Consider the following 14,267-nt stretch of genomic DNA (forward strand, 5'->3'; position numbering starts at 1 on the left):
CCGGGTGGGAGCACGATCCCATAGGTTCGATCTCGACCCAACACGAAGCTGTGATACGTCTCAATTTGAGAGCTTAAGCTTGAGGAGCCTGTCTGTTCGAGCCTCGAGTGAATCAAATTATGGGAAGCAGAGGAGCCTCCCATAAGTAGACTCAACCACGCGACGCTTAGAAATCTTTTTAGGCTCATAACAGCAGGGCTGAGAGGTAATAGGGGGCGCACTAATAATAGACCTCTTGCAGATTAGATTCAGCCACTCTCGTCAAACTGCGAAAAATCAGGAACCATCAGGACTATAACGATTTACGAGCGTCCTGATGATGAACTACATAATAGCTCAAACCCTCTCGCCTGCACACTTCAAGCGTCGCTTTGGCATCCATCAAGCGACCTTGAACCAGATGATAAAAGCTCTCAAACCCCAGCGGAGACCCCTGCCTAAACCGGGAGCGAAACCCAAGCTGGAGCTAGAGGATCGGGTGCTGGTGGCTTTAGAATATTGGCGAGAGTATCGCACCTACTTTCACATTGGCAGCAGTTGGGGCATTAGTGAGTCGAGTGTCTGCCGGATTGTTCATTGGGTGGAAGAGCAGTTGCTGCGCTCAGGAAGATTCCGTTTACCGGGGAAGAAACACTTGGTGCAGGGCTTTGGTCGTCCAACGGTCGTGGTTCTCGATGTCACTGAAACTCCGATTGAGCGTCCGAAGCAACGTCAACGTCCGTTCTATTCGGGTAAGAAAAAACGGCATACGCTCAAATGCCAAGTCCTGATCAACCAGCACACGGGAGCAGTCATTTGCCTATCTTTCGGCAAAGGGAGTCAGCACGATTTCAAGCTCTTTCAGGCATCAGGAGTCCAGATCCATCCTGAAACTGAAAGTTTGCAGGATAAAGGCTATCAAGGCATTCAAACGTTGCATCCCAACAGTCGGTTGCCCCTCAAGAAACCCAAGGGAGGAACGCTTAGTCCAGCAGACAACGCTAAAAACCAGGCACTCGCGAGTGAACGGATTGGAATTGAGCACGTCAATCGGCGCTTCAAGATCTTTAGAATCCTGGCTGAACGTTATCGCAATCGGGAGCATCTCACCTTTGCGGTGAGTATAAAAGCTCAAGAGCGTCAGGAGGCAACAGACTTGGGCGGAGTGCGGGTGAAATCGCCATTTAGGTAGGCAGAGCGGTGCTTGAGGACTTGAGCAACATTCTCCATTTTCCACTGGGCACCTGAAATCTTCAGACGGCGGTTGATTTGTTTGACTGCCGATTCCACTGCGCCTGACCCAATCGGAACTCCTGCCTGTTTTAGGCTTTGATAGTCATGAATCCGGGTGCGATGGTGTTGGAGATAGGCAATGAACTTGAGGGATGAGTCTGAAGCCCCACGCAGCAACGCCCAGATCGCCTCGTTAAGCTTGCCATGAAACAGACAGGCTTTGACGTAATAGCGATTCACAGAATCTTCTACTTTGTGCAAGTTTTCCACCAGATGAAACCAGTCAAGAATCTCCCGCCGTGGGTAGGGTTCGCCAATTAAGGCAAATAGATTCCAAATCCCCTCATGTCCATCGCCTAAACAGGAAAGCGTTGGGGCTAACGGTTGGGCATTCACCCAGGTCACTAGCGCCTGGTTTTGCTGAAAATAAGCAGCCACTGCTGGCGTCCCCAAGGTCACGGCTTGATAGTCCTTCCAAATACTCTCTGGTCCGAGGGGAGTGCGTAATCTCACCTTTCCACCATCGAGACTCACCGTCTCGACCACTTCATCGACGACGACGGGTTCAAACTCGTGACGGTGCACCAACCGCTGTTGCGTGCTGTGAGAGATTCTCACCCCAGTCAGCAGGGCTCAATCCTCTGCGGTGCCTTGGTACGAGTTATTCGCACTCACCAACAGACAGCACTTCTCCAAGTACCCACTGATTTGAACTCTAGGCTTAACCGCCAGCTTTTTCGCTTGCTTCTCACTCAGGGGTAAGTCTCCAAGACAACTCTTTACGGTTCGTGTTCTTCCAACGGTCGTTCCAGTAGAGCAGCGGATAAAAAAACACCGACTTTCGGGCTGACGTGCTCTAACATCTTGTCACGCACGGTTCGCTCAATTCCTTCTAGCGTCGTTAAGGTTTCTGGGTCTGTGTCTGCATACAAGATCTTGGCAATCCCATCGATAGGGTTGTCCAGTGTATCTTGTTGTTCGGGGGGCATTCAGGAGTCCTCGCGAAGACAGGTGTTCTTATTCTGCATTCTTTTGACTCTGCTAACACTAAGTATTCATGCTTATCGCAAAGGTGAGATGCTCCCATCGCAATCGCCGTCGCCGCTACGGATTGCGCTGTAACTTAATGGCTGCTCTGTACAACTATGAATTGTCTCTAGAGGTTCAATCAGGCTAATTTGCAAGAGGTCTATTCAGCAAAGGCAGACCTGCATCTTCGTTAGGGCCATTGGTTGAGTCGCTAGAATGTCCGCTGCTATAACTAAGCCGTATCGGATTCAAAAGTGCATAACACCCTCTAGGACTCTATTTCTTGGCAAGCCCCTTACTGCTCCTTCGGAATCCGAATGATAAATTCAGTACCCTTGCCGATCGTTGAGAAGCATTCCAGCTTACCGCCGTGTTTCTCAGTAATGATTTGATAGCTGATAGACATCCCCATTCCGGTTCCCTTGCCGATTGGTTTTGTGGTAAAGAACGGATCAAAAATGCGTTTTTGAACCACTTCTGGCATTCCCGATCCATTATCAGTGATCACAATTTGAATCCACACGTCGTGAATCACTGAAGTGCGAATCGTAATGCGATTAGGGTTCGCTGCAATTGCTTGAAGCGATCGCTTCTCATTAAATTCCTCTATCGCATCAATTGCGTTAACCAGAATATTCATAAATACCTGGTTGAGCTGCCCGGCGTAGCATTTAACTGATGGCAAATCACCGTATTCTTGAACCACCTCAATTTCAGGACGACTCGGCATTGCTTTCAGCCGATGTTGCAGAATCAACAACGTGCTGTCGATGCCTTCGTGAATATCGACCGCTTTAAACTCCGCTTCATCCAGACGCGAAAAGTTGCGAAGGGATTTCACAATATCGCAAATTCTTTCTGTACCCACTTTAAGAGACCCCAAAAGTTTGGGTAAATCGCGTTTGAGAAAATCAAGGTCGATTGTTTCTAGCTTGGCTTGCATTGTTTCTGATGGCGTAGGATATTCGTCTTGATAGCAGGTCACGAGATCCAACAATTCATGAATGTAATTTTCGGCATGAGCGAGATTGCCGTAGATAAAATTTACGGGATTGTTGATCTCATGGGCAAACCCCGCCACCAGTTGACCTAAAGCGGCCATCTTCTCAGTTTGAATGTGCTGGGCATAGTTAGTTTGGAGTTGCAGAAAATTAGCTTCTGTTGCGCGGGCTTCCTGCTCCATCTTTTGGAGTCGCCGCAGAACCAAGTCAGGAATTTGGGTATAGCCCAACAGCAACTGATAAAAATCAAGCACTTTATGAATCTCAGCCTCAAACTTAACGACGATCGGCTCATAGAGCAGATGAGGTGGGCGCTGAAGTGCAGTTTGAATCGCTTCAATAATGGGTGTCTGATTGGAAAGAACTAGAGTCTCTGTCTTAATAAAGCCATGCAGCACTGCAAGCGGTCGTTTCGAGAAAATATCTTGGCCGTACGATCGACTCATTCGCTTAAAAAAGCTTTCTCTCGAAATCATCCCTTGATATTGATGATTTTGAGTCAGAATCACACCCGGTAGCAGTATTTCCTGCTCAAAAAGCTGGTCAAGATCACGTCCTAAACAGGTAATGTCCAGACAGTTCTCCCAAGTTGGTATTTCATCCAGTTTTGCAGTCAGTCTTAGGGTTTGCTGCGTCAACATCTTCCACTTGCCGCTACTTGAGCCTGACTACCAATTCACCTTGTCAGAGTGCCCAGATGCTGAGAGAAGTAACCTCTACGGCTACCAATTTAAGCCGGGACAGTGGGTAGGGCTGGTTCGTTAGACAGAGAAAAACTTTAGAACCCGCATTGTTATGTCACTCACACTTTGACGTTTAACGAGGTTACAGGGTTAAAGCAGTTTTTATCTTTTAAGAGAATCAGCCCTAGGGACAGTGGGTAGGAAGGGAGTTCTAGCTTTGGCAGCAGTTTTCCCTCGCCGCGCTTGCGGGAGGACTGGCATCTGTTGAATCAGCCACTCGAAGAGGTCAGGAGAGGGTTTTCCAAAGAGACGTTCAGCCGCTGTCGAAGGTATTGTCAACTTGACTGGATTTCGCTCTGGTTATTGAGAATGAGCACACTTACATTCACAAACACTTACATTCACAAAGAAATGAACCTTTCAGCTTTTGAAAATCAGGCGATTTCTCAATAAGTCGTTCACCTACTGCCGTTGATCAAGCGCATCAAGTTTGGCAATGAGTGAGTCTAGTGCCGTTTTGCAAGCGACTGGATCTTGAGGTTTGGCGCGCAGTTGTTTCAGAACATGGTCGATCAACGTGTCCACTGTAGACCACTGGGCAGGATTCATGGCTTTCAGTCGAGACTGTGCGTTGTCCCAGGCGACTTCAAGATCGCCAACGCGCTCGGTGGCGGCAGACAACTTGCCTGCCTGCACCAAGCTTAGGGTATCCGCCGCAATCGTGCGAAAGCTGGACAAATCTCCTAAGGGCGAGGTTGACGCGGTGGCTACGATTGTTTTTTGTTGCCGCTCAGCCTGATGCGAATAGTAGCCTGCCCCGACGGTGATCACAAAAGCAGAGAGAGCCAACGCGATTTGCCAGGGAGCCTTGTACCGTTTTCGCTTCGTATCTACAGTTGCTGATGAACTGTTGACCGCATCGTGCTTAGTGAGCGAAAGAACGATGACTGTCAGTAGAATTGCCACTAAAAAGATGGCACTTGTGACGGTTGCACCTAGCCCTAAACCACCATTTTCTGGTGCCTGAGAGAGGAAACTCCCACTGAAGCCGAGCGGGCGAGTCATGATGTAGATCAGCCAGAAGGACAAGACTGGGTTCAGACCAATGCTCCAAGCGAATGCCACGAATGCAATGACTCCTGCGATGATGAGTCCGGTGACGAAGTAGCCAAGACCCAGGCTCTCTGCCAGGAGGTCGCCTGATGCGGTTCCCAGGGCAAACGTCACCAGGACCGCCAACCAGTAAAAGGATTCCCTGCGCCAGGTAAAGATTGAATGGATTGAAAGTGTTCTCTCAACGGCGAACCAGACGGCAAAGGTCAACGCCAGGGCGATGCTGAAGACAGTTGTGCTTACTTGAAGCGGGACACCCAATTGGTCGGTCAAATTGTCCGTCACAAGGGTGCCAAAGATACTGACCAGGACAACCGTCAACCAATAAAGGGCAGGTAGATATCGCTTGGTTTTGAACTGAAGAAATAAGGCAATGAGGAGCAAGGCTCCCATGATTATGGAAGTGCCATTCAAGCCAAGACCAAGTTTGACGTTCAAGAAATCAGAGGCCGTCTCTCCCACGGTCGTGCAGAGGATTTTGATTATCCAGAAATAGATAGTGACCTCAGGAACTTTACTAAACAAGCTTGAGTTTTCGTCGTCTTGATTTGTTCTCATGGGATTGTTTCCATATAAAGCTAAATATAGCGAGCGTGCTGTGAGCCGCCACGAGAGTTTTAAAACCACTTCTCTATCTAGCTTTGAGCAATCAACAACTCCCCCGCAAGCGAACGGAGTATGAAACAGCAAACTTTTTAGTACTTCTTACACCCCAAGGGGCGGGGAATTTACCCTTGATGAGATTGAATAAATCCTGGTTGTGTTGCGAAAAGTGGTAATTCTAACAGGCTGTTGAGAGAGAAATAGGTTTGTCTCGTGGTTGGTAGTGGATTAAAAGTCTGATTGCACTATTTTCTGCTCAATGTCTTTGCCTCGCTGGCTTCTGCGGAAAGATCAAGATCCCCAGCGCGATTAACACCAGCAGAGTCGCCGAGGCAGAGTAGCGGCTTAACTCTAAACCACCTTTGCTAACGGGTTTGTCTAAAAAGTCACCGACGACTGCGCCCAGCGGTCGAGTCAAGATAAAGGCTGCCCAAAATAGCGCTGTGCTAGATATTCGTGTTCGATAGTACGCCGCCGCGATCGCTGCCAGCATCGTCCCAAACACGAGGGCACTTCCCAGATACCCAAGACCCTGAGTATCGGCTGTCCAATCACCCAACGCCGTCCCCAAGGTTTGCGAAAACATAATGGTGACCCAATAGAAGATCTCAGATCTAGGCGACCCCACCGTGTGAACCGCGATCGACCCCAGCGTGCGATACCACACGAATAGGGACGCCAAGAGCAAGGTCAGCAAGATTGCTGTACCGCCTGCATAGCCGATGCCCAGAGAACGATCTACAAAATCTGCTAGGGTTGTGCCTACGGTTGTAGTGGCAATAATCGTCGTCCAGTACAGGATGGGATTGAATTTCTTTGCGAGAACCTGAGCGATGACTGCAACGGCAAAGATGACGACGAAGATCCCAGTACTGATAAGATAGCCAAGATTCATTGACATAGACACGGCATCCCCGCCAGTCTCACCCAAGGTTGTGGCCAGAATCTTGATGATCCAGAAAAGCAAGGTGACTTGCGGAACCTTGCTGATTAGATCATCCCGGAAGCGTTCATCTGATTGTTGAGATGCTGCCATTCGACGCTCCTTATACGGTTGATTTGCCATGATCGAAAATTAAAATTAACAACGCTTGTAAGGCTTAGACGGACTTGAGTTGCAAGTCGTTCATTCCCTTGAGCAACTGTATCTGAACCTGCAACTTCGCATAGATTAGTGAGAGAAAGTCAAGAACTTGAAAAGATTAGTGAATAACTTTACTACTGTATCGACTCAGAAAAATTCCCTCAATTGCTGATCAGGAAACTGAGGGGTCAAATGATTACAAGCTTGCAGTCAACGTTAGGTCAGCACTGCCTACCCTTGTTAAAGGAGGATTACAAGATTTGATCGATAGCTTTTTCATCAACCATCGTCATTGGTTTCACCATCCGCTTGAGGAACCTGGATGCTGCTACGAGGTTGAGTCTTCTCGTTGTTTTCACTGGTTGGCGTGTTTATACCGAGAACTTTACCGTTGCCTGCATCTACGATTACTTCATTTTGTCCAACCGCGACAGCATAAATCAAGTTACCGTTTTCGCTTTCTAGCTTGACCTTGCTGGCAACTCCTTTGGCAGAGGCTTCAGCCGCTTGCCGTGCCTGCTGAGACGTGATTTTAGCCAAGGATTGCAGTTTTTGAGATTCCTGCTGTTCCTTCACGTCGTCATTGGTTTCACCATCTCCGTCACTCGCTTCTGCCTTTTGAGTTGGTTTGTTTGCCTGAAGTTGAGATTTAGAAGCGTTTTCTGGCGCTTCTGTAGCAGGATTAGCTTCGCCATCTCCGTCACTCTTGTCACTGACTTGAGCGGTAGGAATGACTGCAACAGGAGATTGCTTTTGAGCAGCGTTAACCAGTTTAGCTAGACCGCCTAGTAGACCGTCAACCTTAAATTGAGGGATAGATTTTCTTGAAAACACCTGCTGTACATAAGCTACAGGCTCTAGCTACCCCTCAAAATAGCCTTGACTGGCTACTAGTCCTAATGTTCCGATTGCGACAGCTGTCAAAATGAGTTTTGTTGAAGTTTTCATCGAATCAATTTCACCTGGCATCGGTTTGCTATTTCACTGTAGGCACTGAAGGTCAAAAACTTGGAAAGATTTGAGCCAAGCTAAGAAAGTTATTGCTCGTCATGATGACTCTACCGTTCAAGCAATCATTAGAGCGCTTTGAAATCGGCTAAATAGTGAGCGAGATCGCCAGAGCCAACGGTGGTTGAATCGCACCAGAGTAATTCTTCACAAGTGCAAGTCTTTCCAAGTTCTTAACGTTTGCTTTCTACACTTCAAAAAGTAAACTTGAGTGATCCTTCAAGCCTTGCAACGTTGAAAAATAAGCCTAAGAGTGAGGTCGAAAATGGCGTTAACACGACGAGAGCAGATTGGACTGTGGACAGCCACGCTCCTCACCAGTGTGACTGGAATTGCTAATCTAATCTCTGCGGTTACGCCCAGCCTGCCAGAGCGAGTCAAGTGGATCAGGGAAATTTTTCCGTTTCCAATTCGAGCGAGTGGACACTTTTTTGCTGCTATTAGCGGTTTTATCTTGCTCACACTTGCAACTCACCTACTGCGACGCAAACGGGTGGCGTGGCTCCTGACGGTTGGCTTGCTGGTCGTCTCCATCTTAAGCAATTTGATTAAAGGGTTCGACTACGAGGAAGGATTGCTGTCTGGGATACTGCTGCTTCAGTTGATTTTGATGCGGCATATCTTTACTGCACAGTCAGACCGACCTTCAATTGCTCAAGGCATTCGAGTCTCGATTGGAGCACTCTTGTTTACGTTAGCTTACGGAACGTTTGGATTCTACGTTCTAGATGAACGGTTTACGATCAATCAACAGCCTGTCAATTTTGGCTTGATGCAGGCACTCTTGCAGACATTGGCGATGTTTTTCACAGAAGACAATGCAGGTTTAGAGGCGAGAACCCGGTTTGGTCAATTTTTTGCTGACTCTATTTATATGGTTGGCGCAACCACGTTGGGTTATGCGTTATTTATGCTGCTGCGTCCTGTGTTGCTCCGAGGTAACCCATCTAGAACATCTGAGTGGAAGCGTGCTAAAACGATCATTGATCGGCATGGGCAAACCTCACTCGCTCGACTTGCACTGTTGAAAGATAAAGCCTATTACTTTAGCCCGTCCGGTCAAACAGTCATTGCTTATGTTGCAAAAGGACGAGCCGCGATCGCGCTAGGTGATCCCATTGGTTCAATCGACGATCGCCAAGAAGCGATTATTGGCTTTCAGCAATTTTGCGATCGCAATGACTGGTATGCAGCATTTTACGAGGTTCCGCCTGATCAACTTGTCCTCTACAGTTCTCTCGGTTTGCGATCGCTGCAAGTTGGCGAAGAGGCAATTATCACCCTCAAAACGTTTTCGCTTAAGGGCAAAGCAAATCAAAACTTGAGAACGGCTGTCAACCGTCTCACAAAGATAGGACATACGACTCAGGTTCATACTCCGCCGATCTCAGATATATTACTCCGCCAACTTAAACCCGTGAGTGATGAATGGTTAAAGCACAAACAAGGAGCTGAAAAGCAATTCTCGATCGGGTGGTTTGATCCAGACTATTTACGAGAGTGCTTCATTGGAGTTGTTTACGACTCAGATCATCAGATCATTGCCTTTGTCAATCTACTATCCAACTACCATCAGCCAGAAGTGACCGTTGACTTGATGCGGCATCGTCAGGAGGTTCCCAATGGAACGATGGATTTCCTGTTTGTCTCGCTCTTGCAGCACTTTCAGCAGCTTGACTATGACAGCCTTAATTTCAGTCTTTCTCCACTAGCAGGGGTTGGGGAAGCATCAGATTCCCGACGAACTGAGAAAGCATTGCACTATCTCTCCATACACTTGAATCAGTTCTATAACTTTAAAGGGTTACATGGGTTTAAGGAGAAATTCCAACCTCTGTGGAAGCCTCGCTACCTAGTTTATCCGAGTTGGACAGCATTACCAGATATCGTAGTCGGGCTAGTGAGAGCCGATTCGGGCGATCGCTTGCTTGATTATTTCAAGCCTGACGCTTAAAGTCTCGTCGAACTCCCTTACAAAAAATCCCAGCCGAAGCCAGGAATCAAAGGTGGGAGGATGAGTCTACAATACCTACGACTGAAAAACTCCCTCTAAGCGTAGTGTATGAGAAGAAGGTCAAGAACTTGGAAAGATTGGCTGATTCTACGGTTCTTTTCAACTTCTTGACGTTTGTTGAATCCATTACAATCGTTCTGCTACTTCATCCTTCAAAATGCAAAATCTGATCCACTTCTGGATTCGCCGAATCAATCCACAACTTACAACGCTAATTGCAGCCATCGGAACAATCGGTCTATTGGGTTGTTTAGCAATTCTGTTAAGTTTGAGTTGGCTCTTTCAAGAAGTTTTAGAGAAAGAAGCATTTGGATTCGATACAACAGTGTTGCCAGGTGTGCATCAGTGGTCAAATCCGGTCGAGACGACTTAATCAATTTCTCATGTGGAGAAAAGATTGAAATTGAGTCTCGCATGGTCTTGATGGCTGAAATGCCGCAAGCTCGTTACCGTACGGATGTTCACCTTGAAAGGGCTGCACCATTTATCCTAATGCTCTTCGTCAGTCCTGATACTTCTACGCTGGCTGAGTTATGCTAACATCCGCTGGTTGTGACGGGAAAGTTTCTATGACACGCGAACTAGTGGGTTCGATCGCATCCCTCTGGCGCTATCCTGTCAAATCTATGCTGGGAGAGGAATTAGAGGCTTCAGAAGTGACAGCCTATGGTCTGGTGAATGATCGGGCTTATGCGCTGCTCGATGTTCAGAGTGGCAAAGTTGCCAGTGCTAAGAACCCTAAAAAATGGGCAAAGTTGCTTGAATTCCACGCTACCTTTGCAGACATTCCGCATGAACATGAGTTCACTCCACCCGTCAAGATTGTTCTTCCTGACGGGAACTCAATTACTAGCGAATCCCCAGATGTCAGCAAGATTCTTTCAACCTTACTTGGGCAGGACGTAGAGCTACTCTCTTCTGTACCAGAAGCTGCGAGTCTAGAGCAATATTGGCCGCTAGTTGAGGAGACAGCTCACCAGGAAACTGTGACTCAATTGTTCATGCCGCCCGGTGTGTTCTTCGATTCCTGCTCAATTCATGCAATTACCACGGCAACCCTTGCCCGGTTAAAAGAACTTTACCCAGAAGGACAATTTAATCACCAGCGATTTCGCCCCAATCTTGTGATTGAACCTACTTCGCGTGAGATTACGTTTTTAGAGGATGACTGGGTAGGGGGAATTCTGGCGATCGGTGAAGCAGTTCGTCTCAGCATCGACACGGCTTGTCCTCGCTGTGTAGTGACAACATTAGCCCAAGCGGATCTTCCAAGTGACCTGAATATTCTCCGCACTACAGCCCACTACAACAAGGTCATCGCTGGCATCCGCACCTCTGTTCTTCAAGGAGGCACTATTCACCGCAATGACCCTATCTGGTTAGAAAAAGCTGCCTAATACGATAGAGCGTCGATTAGACTGGCTGACCCGAAGCTATCTCGTTATCATTTAAGCTAGGGCTGTGCAGGTTAACCACTGCACTCCGTTAGCTGCATCTTGGGTCTATGAAACATGGCAACGCCACCAAAAGTGAAACGGTTTTTAGAAAACTGGCAAGATGAAATTGAAAGTGCCTATCTTTATCGCTCGCTAGCCAAAGCGGAACCACAACCAGCATTGGCTGAGGTTTATCGGCGTTTGGCGCAGACCGAAGAGGGCCACGCTCACGTCTGGGAAGCTAAGCTTGTGGCCGCTGGGTACCGCTTACCTCGGCGTCGGATTGGGTGGCGCACTCGCATGCTAGCTGTGCTAGCCAGGCGCTTTGGCACTCAATTTGTGTTGCCGACCGTTAATGCGATGGAGCAAGTGGATAGCCATGCCTATGATCAGCAACTAGAGGCACAAGGTACTCCCTTAGCACGGGAAGAACGCTCCCATGCCCGACTGTTGCAAACCATCACTAAAACAGCCCCTGGTGGACTAGAAGGCAGCACGATTGCCCAAATGGAAGGACGACATCGGAGTAGCACAGGTGGTAATACCTTGCGAGCCGCCGTTTTAGGGGCAAACGATGGACTGCTCTCCAACTTGAGTTTAATTATGGGGGTGGCTGGAGCCAGTATTTCCGAGCGTTCCATTTTGGTGACGGGCTTTGCGGGCTTACTGGCCGGTGCGTGCTCGATGGCGTTAGGCGAATGGCTATCGGTACAGAGTGCGCGCGAACTCTATGAGCGCCAAATTAAAATCGAGCGACAAGAACTGGAGGATGCACCGGAGGCGGAAGAAGAAGAACTGACACTGATTTATGAATCTAAAGGCTTACCGAGTGATCAGGCCCGCGCGCTTGCTGCCCAGTTGATCCGCAATCCAAAAACAGCCCTGGATACCCTGGCACGTGAAGAACTTGGCATTGACCCAGAAGCCTTAGGTGGGTCAGCCTGGGGTGCTGCGGTGACCTCATTTTGCTTATTCGCCATGGGAGCGATCGTGCCAGTACTGCCTTTCTTGTTTTTGCACGGTTGGCAGGCTGTCGGGGGAAGCTTATGCCTGAGTGCCCTCGCGCTGTTCTTGATTGGGGCAGGCATTACGCTACTCACCGGTCGGAGTGTGCTGTATTCGGGCGTGCGACAAATTATGTTTGGGTTTGGAGCCGCTGCGATCACTTACGGCATTGGCAGGCTGATTGGCGTTGCCATCACTTGAGACTCTGGCATTTTGTCCATTAAGCCTTTATGACGTAGTTGATTGCCTTACTCCTGCCCGAATTTCTGACACCATTCTCGAATCGTTGCGTAGGTGACTTCGATTCCTCGGGACAGCATCATTTTCTCGATATCTCGATAGCTCAAGGGAAAGGTGTAGTAGAGCTAGACACAATAGCTGATGATTTCATTTTCAGTTACCGAAGCTTGCGTCAGACCCACAGATACAGCCAGTTGAAGCATCAGAAGAGAGCTTTGCAAGTGCCTGCCTTAAATATTCAATAGAAAGCAAGCCCTTAAACAACACCCGATCGGGATTTCAGTCAGACTGCGCTTGTTTTCGTCGCACTTGTGCCCGATACCACAGCAAAAAGCCTGCGACCACCATAATCAGCAAACCTAACGCATTGAGAAACGGATAAATAAATCCCAGCTTTACCGGACCAAAGTTCCCCTTGTGAAGGCTTAAGAGCCAGTCAAACTCTTGGTCATGACCGCTCAAATCAGCAATCTGATAAAGCGAACCGGTCGTTAGCGTTAGTAGTAAAGGAAGAACCACAAACGGAGCCAGCACATATTTGATGTGCCGTAGACGATTCTCACGAATATGCATACAAACCCTTGGTTTCCAGACCGACCACTGTAATATAGCGCTACTTAATGTCTTAGAACAGAGGGATCATAAGCTTAAGTATAGGTTACGCTCAAAATTACCACTTGTTTCAGGGTTGGGAGGTCTGTCTGTGAACACGAGTCTGCTACGGAGCATCGGGGCTGCTGTTTGTCTAAGCAGCGCTTACTACTGGGTTCCTGCAACACGAGCAGTCACAAAGGCTCCCCCAGTGCAGCAGCCTTACCATCTCATCCAGAAAATCGGGTTGAGCGGGACGGAGCGCTGGGATTACCTCACCCTGGATAGTGCCGCACGGCATCTCTATGTCACACGGGGAACACGGGTCGTGGTGCTGAATGTTGATACGGGTAAAGTTGTCGGTCAAATTTCCCAGACAGCGGGTGTCCATGGCATTGCGCTTGCGCCTACTTTGGGACGTGGTTTTACGAGTAACGGTACAGCGGCAACGGTGACGATCTTTGACCTGAAGACCCTGCAAGTACTAGGACAGGTCAAAACAGGTGAGAACCCCGATGCTATTGTCTATGAGCCTGTTTCACAGCGAGTCTTTACCTTTAATGGCAAAAGCAATACCACGACGGTGTTCGATGCAAAAAGTGCTAAAGTTCTGAGCACGCTGCCTTTAGGAGGTCGCCCAGAATTTGCCGTTGCCGATGGATCAGGGCAGGTTTACGTCAATATTGAAACAACCAACGAAGTTGTGACTTTGGAGGCACGCACCCTGACTGTGAAAGCAAGATTCCCTCTGACACCCTGTACTGAACCATCTGGGATCGCGATCGATCAAGCCCATCGGCGGCTGTTTATTGGATGCAGTAACCAGAAAATGGCAGTCGTAGATGCTGACTCAGGGCAGGTGAAAGCGACCCTTCCCATCGGACAGAGGGTGGATGCCAATGCCTTTGACCCTGCCACTGGACTGGCATTTAGCTCGAATGGAGACGGGACATTAACGATCGTTCACGAAGACTCCCCGGCTCGATTCAGTGTTTTGGGCAACGTGATCACCCAACCGGGCGCTCGCACGATGGCGCTGGATTTAAAGACTCATAATGTCTTTCTAGCAGCCGCCCAATTAGACCCGTCACCATTACCGCCGCTTGGATCAGGGCAATTGCCAATCAGACCCAAGGTCAGACCGGGCACCTTTACCGGAATGGAGGGCTGGGGAACCCTTAAAGCCCCTGTCTTTTAAGCATGGGGATGTAAAAGGGGTTCCCGCGTGGCGGTCACGCCACAGAGTCT

At 48.6% G+C, this 14,267-nt stretch carries 12 protein-coding genes and 2 pseudogenes; 6 read left to right on the forward strand and 8 right to left on the reverse strand.

The annotated features are described in order from the left end of the window. The first annotated feature begins 319 nt into the window (after window positions 1-319). A complete protein-coding gene (locus A8707_RS23900; RefSeq protein ID WP_269452763.1) occupies window positions 320-1,171 on the forward strand; it encodes an IS5 family transposase in 852 nt (283 codons plus the stop codon). On the opposite strand, the pseudogene A8707_RS23905 reads toward A8707_RS23900, so the two are convergent. The 6 genes and pseudogenes from A8707_RS23905 to A8707_RS23930 all read right to left on the reverse strand — a co-directional run bounded on the left by A8707_RS23905 (window position 1,120) and on the right by A8707_RS23930 (window position 7,559). Next, window positions 1,120-2,201 (reverse strand): annotated as a pseudogene (locus tag A8707_RS23905) (ISKra4 family transposase). The gene A8707_RS23900 and the pseudogene A8707_RS23905 overlap by 52 nt on opposite strands. A 335-nt stretch (window positions 2,202-2,536) precedes the next feature. Continuing rightward, on the reverse strand, window positions 2,537-3,883 hold the full coding sequence (locus A8707_RS23915) for an ATP-binding protein (protein ID WP_068819688.1): 1,347 nt from the start codon (window positions 3,881-3,883) through the stop codon (window positions 2,537-2,539). Window positions 3,884-4,087: 204 nt separating this feature from the next. After that, window positions 4,088-4,264, reverse strand: coding sequence for a DUF6399 domain-containing protein (locus A8707_RS30735; RefSeq protein ID WP_414858412.1), 177 nt, complete (start codon window positions 4,262-4,264; stop codon window positions 4,088-4,090). Between the two features lie 123 nt (window positions 4,265-4,387). Then, a complete protein-coding gene (locus A8707_RS23920; RefSeq protein WP_068819689.1) occupies window positions 4,388-5,596 on the reverse strand; it encodes a COG4705 family protein in 1,209 nt (402 codons plus the stop codon). A 301-nt stretch (window positions 5,597-5,897) separates the two neighbouring features. After that, window positions 5,898-6,707, reverse strand: a complete 810-nt coding sequence (locus A8707_RS23925; protein WP_231948431.1) for a COG4705 family protein — start codon at window positions 6,705-6,707, stop codon at window positions 5,898-5,900. A 297-nt stretch (window positions 6,708-7,004) separates the two neighbouring features. Beyond that, entirely contained in the window at window positions 7,005-7,559 is a 555-nt protein-coding gene (locus tag A8707_RS23930) for a PepSY domain-containing protein (protein ID WP_068819691.1), read from the reverse strand. A 439-nt stretch (window positions 7,560-7,998) separates the two neighbouring features. Between A8707_RS23930 and A8707_RS23935 the strand changes: the two genes are divergently transcribed. From A8707_RS23935 to A8707_RS23950, 4 genes are all read left to right on the forward strand, one after another. Next, a complete protein-coding gene (locus A8707_RS23935) occupies window positions 7,999-9,687 on the forward strand; it encodes a phosphatidylglycerol lysyltransferase domain-containing protein (protein WP_068819692.1) in 1,689 nt (562 codons plus the stop codon). Window positions 9,688-9,904: 217 nt separating this feature from the next. Further along, a complete protein-coding gene (locus A8707_RS23940; RefSeq protein WP_068819693.1) occupies window positions 9,905-10,120 on the forward strand; it encodes a hypothetical protein in 216 nt (71 codons plus the stop codon). A 196-nt stretch (window positions 10,121-10,316) separates the two neighbouring features. Next, window positions 10,317-11,144 (forward strand): MOSC domain-containing protein, encoded by an 828-nt coding sequence (locus A8707_RS23945; RefSeq protein WP_068819694.1) that lies wholly within the window; start codon window positions 10,317-10,319, stop codon window positions 11,142-11,144. Window positions 11,145-11,483: 339 nt separating this feature from the next. Further along, a complete protein-coding gene (locus tag A8707_RS23950; protein WP_197485011.1) occupies window positions 11,484-12,389 on the forward strand; it encodes a VIT1/CCC1 transporter family protein in 906 nt (301 codons plus the stop codon). A 56-nt stretch (window positions 12,390-12,445) separates the two neighbouring features. Here the strand turns inward: A8707_RS23950 and A8707_RS30740 are convergent. Together A8707_RS30740 and A8707_RS23955 are read right to left on the reverse strand one after the other, a co-directional pair. Beyond that, window positions 12,446-12,553, reverse strand: a pseudogene (locus A8707_RS30740) (IS6 family transposase); the annotation flags it as partial. A gap of 154 nt (window positions 12,554-12,707) precedes the next feature. Next, entirely contained in the window at window positions 12,708-13,001 is a 294-nt protein-coding gene (locus tag A8707_RS23955) for a hypothetical protein (protein WP_068819696.1), read from the reverse strand. A gap of 130 nt (window positions 13,002-13,131) precedes the next feature. Here A8707_RS23955 and A8707_RS23960 point away from each other — a divergent pair, with 130 nt between their 5' ends. Beyond that, a complete protein-coding gene (locus A8707_RS23960) occupies window positions 13,132-14,217 on the forward strand; it encodes a beta-propeller fold lactonase family protein (RefSeq protein ID WP_197485013.1) in 1,086 nt (361 codons plus the stop codon). Window positions 14,218-14,267: the final 50 nt, after the last annotated feature.

The organism is Phormidesmis priestleyi BC1401 (genome assembly GCF_001650195.1).
Taxonomy (GTDB): domain Bacteria; phylum Cyanobacteriota; class Cyanobacteriia; order Leptolyngbyales; family Leptolyngbyaceae; genus Phormidesmis_A; species Phormidesmis_A priestleyi_B.